We start from the raw sequence: 20,592 nt of genomic DNA, 5'->3' as shown, positions 1-20,592 counted from the left end.
GGCCGCGCGACTCATCCGAAATGAGCGCAATGTGACATCACGCTCGTCTGGCGAGCGCAACGTGACATCGCGCTCGGCGCGGATGAGCGTGATGGTGCCGGCTCGGGGATTGTGGGGCGGGTGGGGCTGGTGTGACGGGTGTGGATCTTGTGGTTGAGCGCGGCGCGACGCGCCGGTTAGCCTCGCGGTGTCCGAGCCCGACGCGGGGGAGGATTGTGGTATTCGCGCCGGGACTGCCGTCACGCCGACCTCCGACGTGGGCCTCGACGCCGCCGGGCGCGAGGCCGCCGCGAGTTGCACGGAAGGATTGAGGTCGTGATCAACCAGACGCAGGACGGACTCACGGTGGTCCTCGACGTCCCGGAGGGTCTCGAGGGCCTCGCCGCCGGCGGGATGGGCCCCACAGGGCGGCCGATGCCGGCCTTTCCGGAGCCCCCCACGCTGACCACCCACGGGCCGGCGCGGATCATCGCCATGTGCAACCAGAAGGGCGGGGTCGGTAAGACCACGTCCACGATCAACCTGGGTGCCGCACTCGCCGAATACGGACGCCGCACGCTGCTGGTCGACTTCGACCCGCAGGGCGCGCTCTCGGTCGGGCTCGGGATCAACCCGCACGAGCTGGACAAGACCGTCTACAGCCTGCTGATGGATCGCAGCACCGCCGTCCGCGACGTCATCCGTCCCTCGAACGTGCCGAACATCGACCTGCTGCCCGCCAACATCGACCTGTCCGCTGCCGAGGTGCAGCTGGTGGGCGAGGTCGCGCGCGAGCAGGTGCTGTCGCGGGTGCTGCGCCCCATCGTCGACGACTACGACGTCATCCTCATCGACTGCCAGCCCTCGCTGGGCCTGCTCACCGTCAACGCACTGACGGCCTCGCACGGCGTCGTGATCCCGCTGGAGTGCGAGTTCTTCGCGCTGCGCGGGGTCGCCCTGCTGGTCGAGACCATCGAGAAGGTCAAGGACCGGCTCAACCCCGGTCTCGAGATCGACGGCATCCTGGCCACCATGTACGACCCGCGCACCCTGCACAGCCGCGAGGTCGTCGCCCGGGTGGTCGAGGCGTTCGGCGACCAGGTGTTCCACACCGTCATCGGACGTACCGTGAAGTTCCCGGACGCCTCGGTGGCAGCCGAACCGATCACGACGTACGCGGCGTCCCATGCAGGGGCCTACGCCTACCGTCTGCTCGCCCGCGAGCTCATCGCGCGCGGCGATGCCGCCTAGTGTGATCACGCTGGAACCTTCCGTCGACGCCGTCGAGTCAGCTCCGCCGCAGCCCACACCGGACACCCCGGGTGGAGTGCTGCCCGGACGCGGCTCGGCCTTCGAGGTGCACCTCGACAACTTCGAAGGCCCCTTCGACCTGCTGCTCGGGCTGATCGCCAAGCACAAGCTCGATGTCACCGAGATCGCGCTGGCCGAGGTCACCGACGAGTTCCTGGGCTGGATCCGGCAGCGCGGTACCGACTGGGATCTCGGCGAGACCAGCGAGTTCCTGCTCGTGGCGGCCACGCTGCTGGACCTGAAGGCGGCACGGTTGCTGCCCGCAGCCGAGGTCGAGGACGACGAGGACCTGGCCCTGCTCGAGGCCCGCGACCTGCTGTTCGCCCGGTTGTTGCAGTACCGGGCGTTCAAGGACGTCGCCGCGACCTTCGCCCAGCGCATCGCCGCCGAGGCGACCCGTCACCCCCGCTCGACAGGCATCGAGCCGCAGTTCGCCCAACTGCTTCCCGAGCTGGTGTTCGGTATCAGCCCGGAGGCGTTCGCGGCCATTGCGGCGACCGCACTACGACCCAAGCCGGCGCCGACCGTGGGCCTCGAACACCTGCACGCACCACACGTCAGCGTGCGGGAGCAGGCCGCGATGATCGTCGACCGGTTGCGCCGTCACGGCTCGACGAGTTTTCGTACCGTGGCGGCTGACGCCGACTCGACCCTGGTGGTCGTGGCCCGCTTTCTGGCGTTGCTGGAGCTGTTCCGCGAGGGTGTGGTGGCCTTCGACCAGGCAGCACCGTTGGGTGAGCTCACCATCCGCTGGACCGGCGGCGACCGGGAGGACGTCGACCTGGAGCGGGACTTCGACGACTACGGCGGCGCCGAGGGTGCCGCGGTGGCCGACAATGGTCTGGCTGCCGACACCGGGGAACCCACCGCGGCCACCGACAGCACCGATTCGACAGACCGCACCGATTCGACCGAGACCCCTGGCGCCGCCGCGGGCCGGGTCGACGGGGAGAGTGCCACATGAGTGCATCGACCGACGTCCTGACCGACGTTTCGCAGCTACCACCTGATGAAGCAGAGCTGTCGCTCAGCGTCACCACCGCGCCGGACGCCGGGCAGATCGAGCTGGATCTGGACACCATGCCGTCAGGTGCCCGCGGTGCCATCGAGGCGGTGCTCATGGTGGTCGAGGATCCGGTGAGCGAGGTGGCCCTGGCGTCAGCGCTCGGATTGACCACCGACACCGTCGAGGTCTTGCTGGCCGACCTGGCCGCCGACTACGACGCCGCCGGCCGGGGGTTCGAACTGCGTCACGTGGCCGGGGGCTGGCGGATCTACAGCCGTACGGCCTACGCCCCTGCCGTCGAGAAGTTCATGCTCGACGGTCAGACCGCCAAGCTCACCCAGGCCGCGCTCGAGACGCTGGCCATCGTCGCCTACCGCCAACCGGTCAGCCGGGCACGGGTCGGCGCGATCCGCGGCGTGAACGTCGACGCCGTGATGCGCACCCTGCTGACCCGCGGCCTGGTCGAGGAGGCCGGGCACGACAGCGAGACCACCGCGGTGCTCTACCGGACGACGACCTACTTCCTGCAGCGGCTCGGCCTGGCCTCGATCGAGGAACTGCCGGCGCTGGCCCCGTTCCTGCCCGAGGTGGACGCCCTCGACGAGCTCGGTGTCGGGGGGACGGCATGACCCCGCCCGGACGCCGCGGCGCCGGCGGGAGCAGCGGTGGGTCGGGACGTTCCGGCAAGCCCTCGCGCTCCGGCAAGCCCGCGCGTTCCGACAAGACCTCGCGCTCGGACAAGCCCACGCGTTCCGACAAGACCTCGCGGTCGGACAAGACCTCGCGATCGGACAGGCCTGCGGGGTCGGGTAAGCCCGCCGGCACGCAGGGCGGATTCGGCCCGAAGAGCGGATCGCCCTCCGCAAGCCAGGGCGGTAAGGGCACCAAGCGCAGTGCTCCGGCCGGTTTCGGCGGGCCGCGGCGGGCGGTGCGGGTGCGCACCTCTCCCTCGCAGCCCGCACTCGACGTGCACGACCCGGACGGCGTGCGGTTGCAGAAGGTGCTGGCCCAGGCAGGTCTGGGCTCGCGCCGGGCCTGCGAGGAGCTGATCACCGACGGGCGGGTCGAGGTCGACGGTCAGGTCGTCACCGAACTGGGGGTGCGGGTGGACCCGCGCCGTGCCGTGATCCACGTCGACGGACTGCGGGTCCAGCTCGACGAGTCGTTGGTGACGTTGGCGCTGAACAAGCCGGTCGGCGTCCTGTCGGCGATGAGCGACGCGCAAGAGCGGGCCACGTTGGCCGACCTGATCACGGGGCGCGAGGAGCGGCTGTTCCACATCGGCCGACTCGACGTCGACTCCGAGGGCCTGATCCTGTTGACCAACGACGGTGAGCTGGCCAACCGGCTGGCCCACCCGAGCTATGAGGTGCCCAAGACCTATCTGGTCGAGATCGCGGTCACCGGCAGCACCGTGCCGCGCGACCTCGGCCGGCGATTGCTCGCCGGCATCGAGCTCGACGACGGGCCGGCCACGGTCGACTCGTTCCGGGTGGTCGACGCCCGGCCGGGCCACGCGCTGATCGAGTTGGTGCTGCACGACGGTCGCAACCGGGTGATCCGCCGGTTGATGGAGGCCGCCGGGTTCCCGGTGTTGCAGCTGGTGCGCACGCAGATCGGCCCGATCCGCCTCGGTGACCTGCGGACCGGACGTCACCGGGTGATCTCGGGCGCCGAACTGGGCACCCTGATGGCGGCCGTCGACCTGTGAGGGATGGTCCGGGCGCGGCGATCCCGCAGCGCCCGGACGCCGATCCAGAGCAGGGTCAGCGGCCACGCGAGCTCGAGCACCAGGGCGTCCGGCGCGGCCTCCCAGCCGAACCGCACGGAGTTCAGCAGCGAGCCCGTCTGCTGGATCGCCGGTAGGGCGAAGACGGCGGCGAGGGTCACCGCCGCGACGGGCCAGAACATCAGGGTCCACAGCGCCGGACGGCGTCCGGTGCGTCGACGGGTCCGGGCCCGTCGGCGCGAGCCGACGATCGTGATCACGAGGGTGACCAGGCCCGCCCACAGCACCGCCGTCGCGATCCGGTACCCCTGAGCGACGTGTGGTGATTCGCCCACCAGCACCGCGGTGGCACCGCTGCCGGTCGCCGCGGCGTTCGAGAGCCATTGCCCCGCCACGAGATCGACCACGGCGCGCTGCTCGGCCGGGATCATCACGATGTCGGCGTGATAGCGGTCGGTCGTTCCGCTGTGGGTGACCACGCGTCGTCCCGACCTGGTGCCGCTGAACCACCCCATGGCGTAGGACTCGAGCTCGGTGCCGGCATGGTCGGGTACCTCGATGGTGCCGCGATGCATGGTGGTCATCAGCTCAGTGGGCAGCAGCCGGGCGCCGTCGGCGGTGGCGCCGTCCCCCAGCTGGAATCGGGTGTAGGTGGCCAGATCGCGCGCGGTCGAGATCACGTAGCCGTCGGCCAGGGCGGACTCGAAGCCCGTCTCGGGCCGGGTCACGGGGAATCCCAGGATCGTGGTGTGGCCCTCGGCCATGCCCGCGGCGCGGGCGGTCGCGCCGTCGGTGAACGTGCGGGTCAGACCCAGGGGTTGCAGCACGTCGGCACGCAGCACCTCGGGGAAGGGCCGTCCCTCGACCTGCTCGAGCAGGCGCGCCAGGACGGCGTAGCCGACGTTGCAGTACGCGAAACGTTGCCCTGGTTCGGCTGTCGGCGTGATCGACCGCAGCTGACGTACGCGTCCGGCAAGGTCTGTGGCGTGCGGGTCACAGTCGGTGAGGTCGAGGCCGGAGGTGTGGTTCAGCAGGTGCCGCACCAGAACCCGTGGGGTGCGAGCGCCGTCCGCCAGACGGAACTCGGGCAGGTAGCGCACCACGGGGGCATCCAGGTCGACCTGTCCTCGCGCGACGGCCACCATCGTGGCCAACGCCGTGAACGACTTGCTCACCGAGCCGATCACGAACGGGGTGTCCGGCCCGGCTCCCTGGCGGCCACCGAAGTAGGTCTGGTCGCCGTCCAGCACGGCGTAGGCGGCCGGCAGGGTGGCGCCGGCGTCCAGCTGCGTTTCGAGGGCGCGGACCACGGGATCCTCCGATGCCGAGGTCGCCGGCCGGGGCGAGACCACCGGGGCCGAGACCGCCGCGGCGAGCGGGGCGGACTGACTCGCGAGGACCGCGGCGAGGAATGTGGCGAGGGTTCCCAGACGAACTCGGTGATGGACTCTCATGTCCCATGAGCCTGGTGCGGGGGCGTCTGGCGAACCAGGGTGCCCACCCCCGATTCGCGGCGGGGGACAGCCCCCACCCACACCGCACTAGGCTGGGTCGCGTGAACACGGTGCGGGTGGTCGGCACCGGCCTGCTCGGCACCAGCGTCGCGTTGTGCCTCAGCGGAGCCGGGGTACGGGTGCTGCTCGCCGATCCCTCACCGACGGCGCTGGCACTGGCCCGTGACCTGGGCGCCGGTGAGATCGACACCGGTGAGTTCGATCCCGACCTGGTGGTGGTGGCCGCCCCACCGGACGTCGTGGCGCAGGTGGTGCTCGCCGAGCTGGCCCGTCACCCGCAGGCGACGGTGACCGATGTCGCCAGCGTGAAGGCCAGCGTGCTGGACGCCGTCCTGGCCGGTGGCGGGGACGCCGCGCGCTACGTCGGGGGGCACCCGATGGCGGGTCGGGAGCGTTCGGGGGCCGTCGCGGCGCGCGGCGATCTGTTCCTGGGCCGGCCGTGGGTGATCTGTCCGACGCCGAAGAACGAGTCGCGGCGGGTGGACGCCGTCCGGTGGCTGGCGTCGACGGTGGGCGCCAGCGTGGTGACCATGTCGGCGGCCGAGCACGACGAAGCGGTGGCGCTCGTCTCCCACACGCCGCAGGTGATGGCCAGCCTGGTGGCCGGTCGGTTGCAGCAGGCGCCGGACGCCGCGGTGGCCATCGCCGGTCAGGGCCTGCGCGACGTGACCCGGATCGCGGGTAGTGACCCCACGCTGTGGGCGCAGATCTTGGCAGCCAACGCGGGGCCGGTGACCGAGGTGCTGTCCGCCGTCCGTGACGACCTGGACGGCGTGCTCGCGGCGTTGGCGGCGTTGGCCGCCGAGCGGGAGGGGCACCCCGCCCGTGGGGCGCGGGCCGACATCGCCCGAGCGGTCGCGGCGGGACGGTCCGGGCGTGAGCGGCTACCAGGCAAGCACGGGACGCGACCGATGGTGTTCGCCACGATCACGGTGGCGATCCCGGACGAACCCGGGTCACTGGCCCGGTTGTTCGCCGACATCGGCGATGCCGGGGTGAACATCGAAGAGCTGGCGCTGGAGCATGCCCCCGGCCGTGCCGTGGGTCTGGTCGACCTGTCGGTGCTGCCGTCGGCGGGCGAGGCGTTGGAGCGGGCGCTGGCCGATCGCGGTTGGCAGGTCGTGTCCTGAGCCGTTGCGCTCGGGACCTCCGAAGACCTCCCGCCCATGATCACCGTTAGATCGCAGTTTGCTCCGGCTCGGCGGTGGGAAAGTGCGACCCAACGGTGATCATGCGGTGGGGTCCGGGCATGGGGTGGGGGTCGGGCATGTGTCCGGGTCGGGGTGGTCAGCGTCGACAACGCGACCTGCTGGACGCCGCCGATGAAGTTCGCGGGATCGAGCCAGCGTTCGTAGGCGGCGCGCAGCGGCGGCCAGTCGGCATCGGTCAGTGCGAACCAGTCCGTGTCGCGGTTGCGTCCCTTGTAGACCAGGTGCTGGCGGAACCGCCCCTCGTAACGAAACCCCAGGCGCAACGCGGCCAGCCGCGACGGCTCGTTGCGGCTGTCGCACTTCCACTCGTAGCGCCGGTAGCCGAGGTCGTCGAATATGTGCCGCGCCATCAGGTACATCGCCTCGGTCGCGGCCCGGGTGCGCTGCAGGGTCCGGCCGAACAGGATCGAGCCGATCTCGACCGCGCCGTTCGCTGGGTCGGCGCGCAGCCACGAGGCCATGCCGGACGCCGCGCCCGGCTGCGCGGCGTCGTCCAGGGGGCGGATCGCCAGGCTCACCCACCCCGCCGGGGCGGCGGCCAAGCGTTGGCGCAGCTGTGCGACGTTCGGGGGTGGTTCGTCGTTGCGGTAGGTCCACAGCGCAGTGTCAGTTGGGTCGGCCAGCGTGGCGAACAGGTCGTCGGCGTGGTCGCCGGTGAGCGGTTCGAGGACGACGTAGCGCCCCTGTAATCGGACCGGCACCGGCGCAGAGCAGCCGGACCATGCCTCGAGCGGGTCGCCGAGGGGTTGGCCGTGGACGTTGAGGACGGTCACGTCGAGCAACCTAACCCCGCGACCCATGATCACCGTTGGATCGCAGTTTGCTCCGGCTAGGCGGTGGGAAAGTGCGATCCAACGGTGATCATGGGCCGGGGGCCGGGGGCTGGGGGCTGGGGGCTGAGGGCTGGGGGCTGAGGTTGAAGGCGGGGCGAGGGAGAATCGGTGATCGTGTCCACCGACTTCCGGTTGCGCTCGATCGCGCTGACGGCGTACGGCCCCTCGGCGCTGGCCGCGATCGGGTACGGCGCCACCCTGCCGGTGCTGCCGTTGCTGGCTCGTCACCTCGGGGCCAGCGTCCAACTCGCCGCGTTGATGATCGGGTTGGCCGGGCTCGGGCCACTGATCGCCTCGCTGCCGGCGGGTTCCCTGGTGGATCGCATCGGGGAGCGGCGCACCCTGGTCGGGGCCGGGGTGATCGACGCCACGGCGATGACGATCATGGCTCTGGCCGGGAACCTGCCGTTGTTCATGGTCACGGCGCTGGTCAGCAACATCGCCTGGACCGCGTTCCTGTTGGCCCGGCAGGGATACATGATCGATCTGGTGCCGGCCGCGCATCGGGCGCGGGCCTTGTCGACCCTGGGCGGCGTGCACCGCATCGGCGCCGTGGTCGGCCCGCTGCTGGGCGCCGTCCTGATCGATCGGTGGGGGATCCGCGCGCCGTTCCTGCTGGCAGCGGTCGCCTCCCTCGCGGCGGCGGCGCTGACGCTGACCCTGCCCGACCTGAGCGCCCCGGCTCGAGCCGAGCACGCCGGCGTCCGCATGATCGAGGTGCTCGGTGCGCATCGCGGCGTCCTGTTCACCCTGGGCACCTCGGTGGTGGTGATCTCGGGCACCCGTGCCGTGCGCGCAGCGCTGGTGCCGCTGTGGGCCGAACACGTCGGCCTCGACGCCGAGGTGATCTCGCTGATCGTCGGGGTGTCCTCGGCGATCGAACTGCTGCTGTTCTACCCAGCGGGCTGGATCATGGACCGCTACGGGCGGTTCTGGGTGGGCTGGTCGTGTGTCGCGGTGATGGCGCTGGGGTTCTGCCTGTTGCCGCTGGCCCACGGCGCGGTCACGGTGCAGGCCGTCGCGCTGGTGATCGGGATCGGCAACGGTCTGGGCTCGGGCATCGTCATGACGCTGGGTGCCGATGCGGCGCCGACGCGGGGCCGGTCCCAGTTCCTGGGGGCCTGGCGCACCTGCGGTGAGGTGGGCGGCGTGGGCGGGCCGCTGCTGCTCGGCGGGTTGGCTGCGCTGGCGCCGCTGGCCACCGCCGTGGTGGCGACCGGGGTGGTCGCCCTGGTCGGCAGCGGCTGGGTCGGGTTCTGGGTACACCGCGCCGGACGCCGCGCCCCCGCCGGGTGAGGCGCCGTCCGCAACCCGGGCGGGACATCGGTCGCCGCCCGGCGAGATAGTCTGGGGCGCCGTTCCCCGGTGGTCTGCCACCGTTCCCGAGTTGTCTTCCGGAGGTTGAAAGTGCCTGCCGACGCCGCCGTACCGCGCCGCGCCGGACTGGTCGTCGCTATCGACGGACCCTCTGGCTCGGGCAAGTCGAGCGTCTCGCGCGAGGTGGCGCGCCGGCTGGGCCTGCGCTACCTGGACACCGGGGCGATGTACCGCGCGGTGTGCTGGTCGGTGCTCGCCGCCGGGCTCCACACCGCTTCGGACGACGCCGCGCAGGCTGTGGTGACCGCCCACACGGTGGCGCTCGACCTCGACCTCTCGACCGACCCGGACCTGGAGCGCATCGCCGTCCGGCGCGGGGGTCGGCTGGTGGAGGTGACCGAGGCGATCCGCGAGCACCGGATCTCGGCGGCGGTCAGCGCCGTGGCGACCAACCTGGGGGTGCGGGCCGATCTGCGCCGCCGCCAGCGCGAGATCATCGACGCGGCCCGGGCCGACGGCAGCGGGATCGTGGCCGAGGGGCGCGACATCACCACGGTGGTGGCCCCGGACGCCGACGTCCGGCTGCTGTTGACCGCGAGTGAGGCGGCCCGGCTGGCGCGCCGGGCGCGCGAGGTGCACGGTGAGGCCAGCGCCGAGGCGGTGGCCTCGATGCGGGACGTGGTGGTGCGCCGCGACGCCGACGACGCGACGGTGTCGAGCTTTCACACCGCGGCGGACGGCGTGCTGGAACTGGATTCCTCGGGACTGACCTTCGATCAGACGGTCGAGGCCGTGCTGAGTGTGTGTGGAAACGTGAGTGTGGGATGACTGAGCCGGATGTCGGGCGGGCTTTGCTCGCCGGACTGGACGAGTACGACCTGTCTGAGGAGGACCGCGCGCTGCTCGCCGAGGGCGAGGACGCCGGGGGGGCTGAACAGAGCGCGGGGCCATTGCCGGTGCTCGCCGTGGTCGGCCGCCCGAACGTGGGCAAATCGACACTGGTGAACCGGATCCTGGGCCGGCGCGAGGCGGTCGTCGAGGATGTTCCCGGCGTGACCCGTGACCGGGTGAGCTATCCCGCGGAGTGGGCAGGGCGCCCGTTCCTGGTGGTGGACACCGGGGGCTGGGAGCGGGACGTCCGGGGGATGGCGGCACGGGTGGCCGAGCAGGCCGAGCTGGCCGTCGAGCTGGCCGATGCGGTGTTGTTCGTCGTCGATGCCACGGTCGGCGCCACGGACACCGACGAAGCCGTGGTGAAACTGTTGCGCCGCAGCGGGAAGCCCGTCGTACTGGCCGCGAACAAGGTGGACGACCTGCGCGGTGAGGCCGATGCCGCGACCTTGTGGAGCCTGGGACTCGGTGAGCCGTACCCGGTCTCGGCCGTGCACGGCCGAGGCAGCGGCGACCTGCTCGACGCCTGCCTCGCGGTGCTGCCGGAGGTCTCGGCGGTGGGCGGCGCGGAGCAGGACGGGCTGCGCCGGGTGGCGCTGCTGGGGCGCCCGAATGTCGGGAAGTCCTCGCTGCTCAACGCTTTGGCGGGGCGCGAGCGGGTGGTGGTCGATGCCACCGCCGGGACGACGCGCGACCCGGTCGACGAGATCGTCGAGATCGGGCAGCGGCCGTGGCGAGTGGTCGACACCGCCGGGATCCGCCGCAAGGTGCACCAGTCGCACGGGGCCGACTTCTACGCCTCGCTGCGTACCCGGGCGGCGCTCGAGAAGGCGGAGGTCGCCGTCGTCCTGCTCGATGCCTCGGAGCCGTTGACCGAGCAGGACACCCGCGTGATCCAGATGGTGGTCGACGCCGGGCGAGGGCTGGTACTCGCCTACAACAAGTGGGACCTGGTGGACGAGGAGCGTCGTCGCTACCTCGAGCGTGAGTTCGAGATCGACCTGGTGCAGGTGCAGTGGGCGCCCCGGGTCAACGTCTCGGCCAAGACCCGTTGGCACGTGGACCGTTTGGCCAGGGCGCTCGACACCTCGCTGGCCTCGTGGGAGCAGCGGGTCCCGACCTCGCGGCTGAACGGGGTGCTGGCCGAGATCGTGGCAGCCCACCCGCACCCGCTGCGTGGGGGCAAGCAGCCGCGCATCCTGTTCGGCACCCAGGCGGCGACTCGTCCGCCGCGATTCGTGTTGTTCACCACCGGGTTCCTCGAAGCGGGCTATCGACGCTTCGTCGAGCGGAGGCTGCGCGAGGAGTTCGGGTTCACCGGGACGCCGATCGAGGTCTCGGTGCGCCCCCGCGAGAAGCGTCGTCGCTGAAGCGGTTTCAGCCGTCGACGCCCTGTCGACCACGTCGTTGGGTGGGGGGCAGGAACGTGCCGTGGGCACGGACGATCGGTGGGGGGACGTCGTCCGGGGCTGTGGCGAGCGCGGCGATCTCGGCACGGTGGCGGGGTAGATCCTCGGCGCACCAGCGATCGAATGCCTCGGTGTTCAGTGGCCGAGCCAGGTGGTACCCCTGGGCCACGGCGCAGCCGTAGCTGTGCAGCAGGGCCATCGACTCGGCGTTCTCGACGCCCTCGGCGACGGTCTGCAGACCGAGGTTGCGACCCAGATCGAGCATGCCTCGCACGATGACGTCGTTGCTGCGGTCCTGGTTCATGGTCATGATGAAGGACTTGTCGATCTTGAGCTCGTGTAGCGGCAGGTTCTTCAGGTGAGCCAGGCTGGTGTAGCCGACGCCGAAGTCGTCGATGGCGATGGAGATGCCGTGGTCGGTGAGGCGGCGCAGGACCTCGGCGGCACGTACCGGCTCGCTGATGATGGCCGACTCGGTGACCTCGAGGAGCAGCAGTTCGGTGGGTAGGGCGTGCCGTTCCAGAAGCAGGGCGACACGTTCGACCAGGTCGTCGTCCAGCAGGTTGCGCGGCGAGAGGTTGACCGAGACCCGGATGGGGTGGCCGGCGTCCAGCCATCGGCGGGCCTGGCGGACGGCGAGGGTGAGCACTCGATCGGTGAGGGGGGTGATCAGGCCGGTGTGCTCGGCCATCGGCAGGAAGGTGTCGGGGAAGAGCAGGCCACGATCGGGGTGTTGCCACCGCACCAGGGCCTCGGCGCCCGTCAGCTCTCCGGTGTCCAGACGCAGCTGAGGCTGGAAATGGATGATCAGCTCCTCCGCGTCCAGGCCGCGGCGCAGGTCGCTGAGCAGGGCGAGTCGATCGGGGTGGTGATGGTCGGCGTCCGGGTCGTAGGAGAAGATCCCGATGCCGCGGTTCTTGGCGACGTACATCGCGACGTCGGCGCGCTGCATCAGCGTGGTCGCATCGTCCCCGTGCAGTCCTGCGAGGACGACGCCGATGCTCGCCTCGACCTCGAGGTCGAGGCCGTCGACCAGGAACGGCTGGGTGAGGGCGTCGAGGGTCCGCCGAGCGATCACACAGGCCAGGTCGAGGGTTTCGACGCCGGGCAGCAGGACGGCGAACTCGTCGCCGCCGAGGCGGGCGATGGTGTCGCCCGGGTGAACGGTGTCGGCCAGGCGAAGGCCGATCTGGGTGAGCAGCAGGTCACCGAGATGGTGGCCCAGGGTGTCGTTGATGTCCTTGAACCGGTCGAGGTCGATCAGGAGTAGCGCCGAGGCGGGAGCATGTTCGTCGGCCAGCGCGGCCTGGAAGCGACGGGCGAGCAGCACCCGGTTCGGCAGCCCGGTGAGGGCGTCGTGCAGCGCCTGAGTCGTCAGGGCGTTCTGCAGCATCTGGCGCTCGGTGACGTCGCGCGCCGTGAGCACGATGCCCTGGACCGAGGGCTCGTGGGTGAGGTCCTGGGCGGTGATCTCGTACTCCCGCCAATGGTCATCGCTGCCGAGCCGACAGGCGATCCCCTCGCGCTCGGCCCGATCGGCGCCGAGTCGGAGGCAGGCCTAGGCTGCCTCGAGATCGTCCGGATGGACCAGATCGAGCCAGGTCGACCCGCGCCGATCCGAACCGAGATGGTCGTCGAGGAACCGCGTCGTCGAGGGGCTGCTGAAGGTGAGCTGTCCGGCGCTATCGACCACCATGACGAGGTCGGATGATTGGTCTACCAATGCTCGATAGCGCTCCCCGGCCTCGTGTTCGGCCCGATGCCGGGCGTCGGCGCGTACGCCGCGCTCGAGCACCCAGGCCGAGGTGCCCATGAGCGACACGATGGTGGCCAGGATGCCCAGGTCACTGATCAGACCCTGATGGGCTGCCCGCTCGCCGAGCGCGATGATGTGCTGCTCGAGGATCGAGTCCAGGGAGTCGAACCGTGGGTCGACCAGGTCCTCGTCGACCTGCACGGCGGCAATGGGAGAGTCGTTGCGCTGCAGGGCGATGAGCCGGTCGAGTGCCTCGTGGTAGGCGCCGAACGCTGCGGAGATCTGCGTGACAGCACCCAGGGACAGGCCTTCGCCACCGGCATCGTGCAACCCGTACTGGATGTCGGCGGCGGTAACGCTCAGTGCCGAGGCCATGTCATCCGCCGACATGTCCCCCGCCCGGAGCCGCCACTCCTGTCCGTCCAGCTCGTGTAGTTGCGTGGCCAGCCGTTGCAGATCGCTCTGTGCCTCGACGGCCTGGAGCGCCGAGCGCTTGAGGGCCAGGGTGAACAGGCCGGCCGTCGTCCCGAGGGCGAGCAGCAGGGCCAGGGTCAGCAGTCTGCGCCACGGTCGCACCCGCTGGCGTCGTGGCTCTCCGGCGGCAGAGCCCGTGTCGGGCACGACGGCGTCGCGGGTGCTCGTCGGGGTCGCTTCGGACGGCACGAGTGTCTTTGTCGACCAGGGTGTCTGTGCTCTGTAGCTCTGGCGGGGGGTGAGCGCGCTGCCCGGCGGATATCGGTCGAAGACGAGGGTCCGTCATGCGCTAGCATCGTCAAGCCCGCTCGATGATGCCGGGCACGACCGGGACGTAGCGCAGCTTGGTAGCGCACTTGACTGGGGGTCAAGGGGTCGTGGGTTCGAATCCCGCCGTCCCGACCATATAACCGCAGGTCAGAGGCATGATCAAATCGTATACCCCCTCGGGGTATGAAGATCATGTGCTGTTCGTGTGTTGTGTGTTGGCCCGTTCGACCTGCAGCTCCCTCGCGATCGACCCGCCATGTTGGTCGCGTCCACGGCGTACGTGAGCCGTGGGACCCTGGACCGCCTCGCCCAGGCCGATCAGCTCTTCGTCGCAGGCGGCCCAGCGGAGGTCGGCGAAGGGACCCTCACCTGGCACGCCGGCAAGCCGGTCTGGGCGCCGGCGCCGATGCCGCAGGACAAGAGCAGCGCCCTCAAGACCGCCTACCGGCGCCTCGAAGGCGCCTACGCCGAGTCCGTCTCGCAGGTCCACTACATGAGCAGCCCGGCGCATCAGCCTCGCAGCTGGCTTGATCGAGAGCACACCGCTGAGGGCACCGCTGCCCGTGCCGTCACAACAGAGACTGTCGGCCAGAGCCGAGCGAGGGTTATGGGCTGCTCCTCATACCTTTGCTGGTGCGCAACCCAACCGAGCAAGCCCTTCGCGCGCCACTCGAGGGTGACCGCGAGACGACCGATGCATGAGGTGGCGCGTCACCCCCGTACGCCCGTTGGGGTTGTCCGCGTTGCCAATTGGCCATCCGGGGCTCGACGTCTGGACTCCTCTGAGAGGCTTGACGAACGACCATTCGAGGAGTGAATCGCACGCAGGTGGGGTGAAGGCATGAGCCCGGGATCGATTGACGACTGGTACGCCGACGCGAACCTCGACGGGCGCATGGAACCCAAGCATGACTGGGCGAATGACGATGCTCCTGACCGCTCGACCACCTCGTGGATCGATCGGAAGGCGGGTGTGCCGAGCGAGGTCGATCGCGCTGGCGACACGGGACAAGGCCGGCGGCGGAAACGGCGAAACAAGCGGTCCATGACCGCTGGCGAACTCAAGATGGCTGCCCATCGCATCCGTGCATATGAACCCCACCTGACTCCAGCGCAAGTGGCGTTCAGGCTGAGAGAGGCAGGGTTCGATGGCGTTACCAAGGCCGCGGTCGCCCGGGCGCTGGCCAAGGAAGCGCCGTCGGCGCGCGAACCGCACCCGTCCAGTGGGGTACGTCGGGCGTACCCGGTAGCTCGTGAAGACCTCGCCCGCAGCGTCGTGCCGCCCAAGGCAGTCAACCCTGCGCCGCCGCCTCCTTCGGGTCGAGGGCACCTGTCGCCGTCGCTGTCTGGCGGCGCGGAGCAGGACGTGAAAGTTGCCGGCCGTCGCTCCTGGTGGGCGAAGTTGACTTCGAGGGTGCTGGCACGTCGAGCGCCCCGGCAGGCGAAGACCATCGACCCGGCTCGACCCGACCTGGAGCGAGCCGGGAGCCGGGGCCTGGTGAACGAGGGACGCCGCGAGCCTCGCCTTGCCAGCTGCCCGTCGTGCGGAGCGCCGATCGGCTTCAACGGCTCTTGTCGCTGCTCGTAGTTGACTGAGCCAGCTGTTGCTACGTCTACCAGCCTGGGTAGCGACTCCACCACACCGGGTCCGGCGCCGCTGTGAACTCCGTTCCGCCGGGTTTGGCGGTGATTTGGGAGTAGGCGTCCTGGGCGAGTTGGTCGGCGACCCAGGCGATCTCCAGGTCGTTCACGAGCTCACTCGGGACGCTTCGTAACCCGTTTGCCGCGCCGTAGAGCGCCGCGGCTGTCGTTGTCGCTCCTCGTCCATGGGCGCGGGCGCGGTGGATGGCATCGGCGAGGTCATCGGCAGCATGTGCAGCGATGCGTCCGTGGTGCAGGGCGTGCATTGCCGTGCCTGGTGGTGCGGAGGACGATTGGCGTGGCAGCTCGACCCGGTCACCTTCTCCGTGCAGCAGCTTGGCAACGAGATCAACTCCCTCTGCGGCGGCCGATGCGGCGTCGGGGCTGCCATGGGTGAGCCCCGCCAGGTCGGCGCCGATCTGGGCGGCATTTGTCAGCTCGGACGCGAAGATCGCGGTTGGAAGGCTGCGCGTAAGCGCGTGATGCCCCGAGCTGTTGCCGACGGCGCCTGCGGGTGCTACCGAGGAGCGACGCAGCGCAGCGACGGTTGCCGGGGCTCGGCCGTGTCGCATCGACAACGGACGTACCTGGCTGAGCCAGCCGTCCGGCCAGTCACCTGAGGTGCCCCAGTGAGCGGCGAACGATGATCCGAGGCCTTGGACGTGGGCCCATCGGCACCAGGCGTGCCAAACGACCGATGGCGGGTGGCACAGTCCCTTATGGTCATAACGGACCGACGCTCGGATGAGTCCTTCGAGGGTGAAGCAGGCGAGCTGCGCCAAGCAGGTTCCTTGGACGCGAGCCGTCCCGCCGCTCGTCGTGTCGTAGGCGTCACCCAAGAGCAGCCCGAGCATGAGGCCGCGAACTCGGTCCTCGTTGAGGCGCATCGTCACGAAGGCGCCCTCCACTCGCTGGCGCTGATCAAGGGTCAACGCAGAGTATCTGCCGACGGGGCCGATATGTTGGCCTCGGGGGCAGCCGCGGGTGCGCGGTGGGCAGAGTCCGTTGCGCGACGTTTGGGGGACCAGCAGGGTGGTGCACGCAGGGTCCGATCGCTGGGTCGAGGTGTCTCCCTCGCAGTTCCCCCACGAGGCTGATGGTCTGGCCTTGGTGCGATTGATCATGCCTGACGAGACACCGTTCCGGGCCTGGTCGAACTTCGAGTTCCGCGACTCGCGAGGCCGCTGGCACGAGGTTGACCTGCTGCTTCTCGGCCGCGGACAGCTCCACCTGATCGAGCTGAAGTTCTACGCTGGAACCCTGCGCGGGGACGACCAACGGTGGACCCGAGACCAACGCCGCCCTGAGGACTCCCCACTCAAGCTCGCCCGCCGCAAGGCGCAGTACTTCGCGACCAAGCTCCGTGACGAGCTGCGGATATGGGCTGCTGAGAAGAAGGTCACGATCCCTGATGAGAGGGACGTCGTCCCGTTCGTCCAGGAGTCGGTGTTCCTCCACCATCCGGACTTCCGGTCAGCCCTGCGTGAGGCCAGCGCGATCGGGCTGTTCGGCCTGGACGGTGGTGAGAACCGCAGCAACCTTCCGGGCATCTCTACCCTCGTGTTGGAAGCGGCGGGCCGGAGGTCGGTCGGCCGCAACCAGGAGCGCATTCTGGTCGAACTCATGGCGCGTATCGGCCTGGTCCAGCGCCGCGAACGTGACGCGGGGTCGTGGGTCATTCAGGATCAGGCGATTGACTCAGGTGACGGCTGGCAGGACTGGCTCGCTTCCCACCGTGTGGTGCCGACTGACCACGCTCGCATCCGGTTCCGGGTGTTCGCACCGAGCGCGAGCCAGCAGGAAAATGCCGCGGCCCACGCGATCGCCACGCATGAGTTCCAGGTGATGTCGCGGCTCCAACACGATGGCCTGCTGCGACCGCGTGACGTCGTCGACTCCGAGCTCGGCGTCGGGCTGGTCTACCCGTACGACCCGCACTGGGAGCGTCTCGACCTGTACCTGGCGGGCCAGACCCAAGGCATCCCGCTGACGACACAACTGTCGATCATCCGGCAGGTCGGTGAGGCCCTGCAGTACGCGCACAACAACAAGGTCGTGCACCGCGCCCTGTCGCCGCTGGCGGTGTGGGTGCGCCAGGATCCCGGAACAGCACACGACGTCAAGGTCCGCGTCGGCGACTGGCAGGCGGCCGGAGCCCTGGACGCCGCATCGGCCACCAGGCCGGCCCCCGGAGTCACGTCGGTGGTGGGCGCCCGAGCCGCCGACGACGAGCCCCAACTCGTCGAGGTGTTCCGCGCGCCCGAGGGGGCGTGGAATGCCGGCGCCGATCGGATCCGGCTCGACGTGTTCGGCCTCGGCGCGCTGGCGTTCTACCTGCTCACCGGCACTCAACCTGCGCCACACGCTCTCGCGTTGAAGACGCGCCTGCAGGAGCAGCAGGGTCTGGACGCCGCGATCGAGCTGCCACAGATCTCCTCCACGCTGCGCTCCCTGATGCTCAAAGCCACCCATCCGGCGCCCACCCAGCGCACCGCCGACGTCACAACGGTTCTCGCTCACCTCTCCGCCGCCGAACGGGAGTCCGCGACGGACGTCGATGAGACCGACCCGTTGGACGCCGTGCAGGGAGCCATCCTCGACGGCCGGTTCGAGCTGAAGCGCCGCCTCGGTCAGGGCTCCACGGCCGTCGGTCTGCTGGTCACCGACCTGCTCGCCCAGGGGAGCGACACCGAGCGGGTGCTGAAGGTCGCACTCAACGAAGACGCCGCGGCACGGCTGGACGATGAGGCGGCGGTGCTGCGAAAGCTCACCGTGCCGGGGGTCGTCAAGGTGCTCGACGGCCCACTCGTCGTCGGGGGTCGGCGGGCCCTGTTGCTCGAGAGCGCCGGACCGCAGACGCTGAGCGACGTCCTGCGCACCCGGGAACGCCTCTCTCTGGACCTGCTCGATCGCTTCGGCCAAGACCTGTTGGAGTGCCTCGTCGCGCTCGACAAGGCTGGCGTCGACCACCGCGACATCAAACCGTCGAACCTGGGCGTGCGAGAGAGCCGGGGCGACCGGACCAAGCACCTCGTGCTGTTCGACTTCTCCCTGACCCGGGCCGCGGCGTCAGCGACCTCGGCCGGCACCCCGCCGTATCTCGACCCGTTCCTGACCGGTCCGCGGGACCGGTACGACTCCGCGGCAGAGCGCTACGCCGCCGCGGTGGTGCTGTTCGAGATGGCTACAGGGGCGACACCGGTCTACGGGGACGGGCAGTCCGACCCGGCTACCATCCCGGACGAAGCCTCGGTCGAGCCCGCCCAGTTCGACCACGCCCTAGCGGAAGGGCTGACAGCCTTCTTCCGTACCGCCCTGGCTCGAGACGCCAAGCGTCGCCACCACACGGCCGACGCGATGCGTTCCGCCTGGCTGGCCATCTTCGCCAACGACGCAACCACTGAGCCTGACACGACGAACGACGAGCTGGCAGCCCGGGCAACCTTGACGACGCCGCTGCGCGACTCCGGGCTGACTGCCCGGGCACTGTCGGCTCTGGAGCCCTACGCGGTGCCAACGGTGGGCGAGCTGCTCACCGTCGACCCGGTCCGGCTGTCCCGATTGCCCGGGGTCGCCAACGCCACTCGGCTGCAGATCAGCGCCCGGATCAAGCAATGGCGCGCGCGGTTGGGCGAGCAGCGGTCAGCTGCCCCCGGCGGCGGTGTCCCCACGCCGACAGATGCTGCAGACGTCCTGCTGGCCGCGATCACGACGTCGCGGTCCCCAGCCCGGGGAGCGATGGTGCGGCTGGTGCTCGGTGTCGGGACCGACCTGGACGCCTTCGCGACGCAAGCCCAGCTGGCAGCGAACCTGCCCGACCCCGTGACGCCGCAGCGAGCCACGCAACTCCTGGCGACGCTGCAGGAGGTGTGGGCCGGCGACGACGCGGCGCGCGGGCTGTTGGACCGGCTCGCGGAGGCTGTGACGAGCCGGCTCGACGAGCTCGGCGCTGTCGCGACCCTGTCAGAGCTCACCGCGACCGTGCTGGAGTCGCTGGCCACACAGGAACACCCGGACGGGCGGCTGGCCCGCGGGTTGCTGCGGTTCGCTCTTGAGCGGCGCCGCGCGCTCGGCCGCGCCGACGGCGCGGGGGAGTCGTTGTGGCTGCGCCGCCGCTCCGGGGTCGCCTTGCTGGTGGCCGGGGACCAAACGCTCCTCGACGTTGCCGAGCCCCTTGGCGCCGAGGCGGATCGACTCGTGGCCGCTGCCGGAGACCCGGTCCAGGCAGTCGTGCCGGCGGCACGGGCCTGCGCGCGGCTGGAGGCCGCTCTGCCGTCCGACGGTTCGCTACCAGCCGGACTGCGTGACCCGATTCGACTGGTGCGCCTGGCCGCCTCACTGTCGACCCACGCCGCGTCGTCTGGGGCCGGTGAGTTGCACCATCGAGACCTGTCGCAGCGAGCGGCGTTGGAACTCGCGTTCGTGGGCTTCGGCGGTGGGCAGCAGCTCGCCCCGGACGAGGTGCGTGAACGGGTCCGCGTCCGGTTCCCGGCGGTGGCGTCGCTGCCCAAGCGACCGACTTTGGATGCACTCGTCGCGGACGCCGGTCTGGGGTGGACCTTCGACGACCGGCTCGGGGTCTACCGGGCGAGGGAGTCCAGTGCGGCGACGACAGGACTGGAGTCGCGCCGCCCGACCAGCCACGCGGTGAACACCTCTCCGGTCGGGACGACTGGTGCGCTCGGAGCACGGTTGGAGAGCTCGATCGCCAGCCGCTCCTTCCTCGCCCTCGGCGTACGCGCCGACAGGCTGGCGCGCCTCGTGGCCTCGGCCGAGACACGTTACCGTGCAACGGTCGTCGACCTCACCGGCGTGCTGCTCGACGCCCTCCGCGCAACCTCGACCTCCACCGGGCCGTCGTGGGAGCACGTGCGAGCAGCAGATGCCGAAGGCGAGTCGAGCCGAGCTCGGCGGGGCCTGAATGAGTTGGTCCGCCGCTCATGGCCCACCGTCGAAGCAGCCGTTGAGGCCGCCCTGGCCGAGGCGGAGCCCGACGCTCCGGTACTGCTCACCGAGGCCTCACCTCTGGCCCGGTACAACAACGTCGGCCTGCTCGCCCGATGGACAGATCTGGCCGCCCCGCGCCGCCGCGCGGTCTGGCTCGTCGTGCCGCAACTCGGCGGGAACCACGGCCCACTGCTCGACGGACGGCCGGTGCCGTTGGCGGCGCCGAACCAGTTCGTCGCCCTGGACAACGACTGGATCGATGCCGCGGCTGCCCTGACCGCGGCCGCTCGAATGGAGGAGTGAG

Annotated in this window: 14 protein-coding genes, 1 tRNA gene and 1 pseudogene; 11 read left to right on the top strand and 5 right to left on the bottom strand. The window is 70.4% G+C overall.

Annotation, left to right across the window (positions count from 1 at the left end; all coding sequences use genetic code 11):
• Positions 1–393 precede the first annotated feature (393 nt).
• Genes IPK24_15660 through IPK24_15645 form a run of 4 tightly spaced genes read left to right on the top strand, consistent with a single transcriptional unit; the run spans position 394 to position 4,007 of the window.
• Positions 394–1,230 (top strand): ParA family protein, encoded by an 837-nt coding sequence (locus IPK24_15660; protein MBK8076961.1) that lies wholly within the window; start codon positions 394–396, stop codon positions 1,228–1,230.
• Entirely contained in the window at positions 1,220–2,254 is a 1,035-nt protein-coding gene (locus tag IPK24_15655; protein MBK8076960.1) for a segregation/condensation protein A, read from the top strand. Before IPK24_15660 ends, IPK24_15655 begins: the two co-directional genes overlap by 11 nt.
• Positions 2,251–2,925 carry an SMC-Scp complex subunit ScpB gene (gene scpB / locus IPK24_15650; GenBank protein MBK8076959.1) on the top strand — a complete coding sequence of 225 codons (675 nt, stop codon included), beginning with the start codon at positions 2,251–2,253 and terminating at the stop codon, positions 2,923–2,925. Before IPK24_15655 ends, scpB begins: the two co-directional genes overlap by 4 nt.
• Entirely contained in the window at positions 2,922–4,007 is a 1,086-nt protein-coding gene (locus IPK24_15645; protein MBK8076958.1) for an rRNA pseudouridine synthase, read from the top strand. The genes scpB and IPK24_15645 overlap by 4 nt, the downstream gene beginning before the upstream one ends.
• On the opposite strand, the gene IPK24_15640 is transcribed toward IPK24_15645, so the two are convergent.
• Positions 3,950–5,479: a beta-lactamase family protein gene (locus tag IPK24_15640; GenBank protein ID MBK8076957.1), complete on the bottom strand. Its 1,530-nt coding sequence runs from the start codon at positions 5,477–5,479 to the stop codon at positions 3,950–3,952. The genes IPK24_15645 and IPK24_15640 overlap by 58 nt on opposite strands.
• A 5-nt stretch (positions 5,480–5,484) precedes the next feature.
• Here IPK24_15640 and IPK24_15635 point away from each other — a divergent pair, with 5 nt between their 5' ends.
• A complete protein-coding gene (locus IPK24_15635; GenBank protein MBK8076956.1) occupies positions 5,485–6,669 on the top strand; it encodes a prephenate dehydrogenase in 1,185 nt (394 codons plus the stop codon).
• 164 nt (positions 6,670–6,833) lie between these two features.
• Here IPK24_15635 and IPK24_15630 read toward each other — a convergent pair.
• Positions 6,834–7,523 (bottom strand): annotated as a pseudogene (locus tag IPK24_15630) (GNAT family N-acetyltransferase).
• A gap of 168 nt (positions 7,524–7,691) precedes the next feature.
• On the opposite strand from IPK24_15630, the gene IPK24_15625 reads away from it, so the two are divergent.
• The 3 genes from IPK24_15625 to der all read left to right on the top strand — a co-directional run bounded on the left by IPK24_15625 (position 7,692) and on the right by der (position 11,161).
• A complete protein-coding gene (locus IPK24_15625) occupies positions 7,692–8,879 on the top strand; it encodes an MFS transporter (protein ID MBK8076955.1) in 1,188 nt (395 codons plus the stop codon).
• Positions 8,880–8,990: 111 nt separating this feature from the next.
• A complete protein-coding gene (cmk, locus tag IPK24_15620) occupies positions 8,991–9,728 on the top strand; it encodes a (d)CMP kinase (GenBank protein MBK8076954.1) in 738 nt (245 codons plus the stop codon).
• A complete protein-coding gene (gene der, locus IPK24_15615) occupies positions 9,725–11,161 on the top strand; it encodes a ribosome biogenesis GTPase Der (GenBank protein ID MBK8076953.1) in 1,437 nt (478 codons plus the stop codon). Before cmk ends, der begins: the two co-directional genes overlap by 4 nt.
• A 7-nt stretch (positions 11,162–11,168) precedes the next feature.
• Here the strand turns inward: der and IPK24_15610 are convergent, their stop codons facing one another.
• On the bottom strand, positions 11,169–12,626 hold the full coding sequence (locus IPK24_15610; protein ID MBK8076952.1) for an EAL domain-containing protein: 1,458 nt from the start codon (positions 12,624–12,626) through the stop codon (positions 11,169–11,171).
• A gap of 132 nt (positions 12,627–12,758) precedes the next feature.
• Positions 12,759–13,619 carry a PAS domain-containing protein gene (locus IPK24_15605; protein ID MBK8076951.1) on the bottom strand — a complete coding sequence of 287 codons (861 nt, stop codon included), beginning with the start codon at positions 13,617–13,619 and terminating at the stop codon, positions 12,759–12,761.
• A gap of 139 nt (positions 13,620–13,758) precedes the next feature.
• On the opposite strand from IPK24_15605, the gene IPK24_15600 reads away from it, so the two are divergent.
• Together IPK24_15600 and IPK24_15595 are read left to right on the top strand one after the other, a co-directional pair.
• Positions 13,759–13,835: transfer RNA gene (locus IPK24_15600), tRNA-Pro, on the top strand.
• A 706-nt stretch (positions 13,836–14,541) separates the two neighbouring features.
• Positions 14,542–15,288 (top strand): hypothetical protein, encoded by a 747-nt coding sequence (locus tag IPK24_15595; GenBank protein ID MBK8076950.1) that lies wholly within the window; start codon positions 14,542–14,544, stop codon positions 15,286–15,288.
• A gap of 25 nt (positions 15,289–15,313) precedes the next feature.
• Here the strand turns inward: IPK24_15595 and IPK24_15590 are convergent, their stop codons facing one another.
• Positions 15,314–16,234: an ADP-ribosylglycohydrolase family protein gene (locus IPK24_15590; GenBank protein MBK8076949.1), complete on the bottom strand. Its 921-nt coding sequence runs from the start codon at positions 16,232–16,234 to the stop codon at positions 15,314–15,316.
• 139 nt (positions 16,235–16,373) lie between these two features.
• On the opposite strand from IPK24_15590, the gene pglW reads away from it, so the two are divergent.
• Complete coding sequence (gene pglW / locus IPK24_15585; protein MBK8076948.1) at positions 16,374–20,591, top strand: BREX system serine/threonine kinase PglW; 4,218 nt, start codon at positions 16,374–16,376, stop codon at positions 20,589–20,591.
• Position 20,592: the final 1 nt, after the last annotated feature.

Source organism: Kineosporiaceae bacterium, assembly GCA_016713225.1.
Classification (GTDB): Bacteria; Actinomycetota; Actinomycetes; order Actinomycetales; family Kineosporiaceae; genus JADJPO01.
Note: the sequence above shows the minus strand (reverse complement) of the source record. Positions and strands in the feature narration are given on the sequence as shown.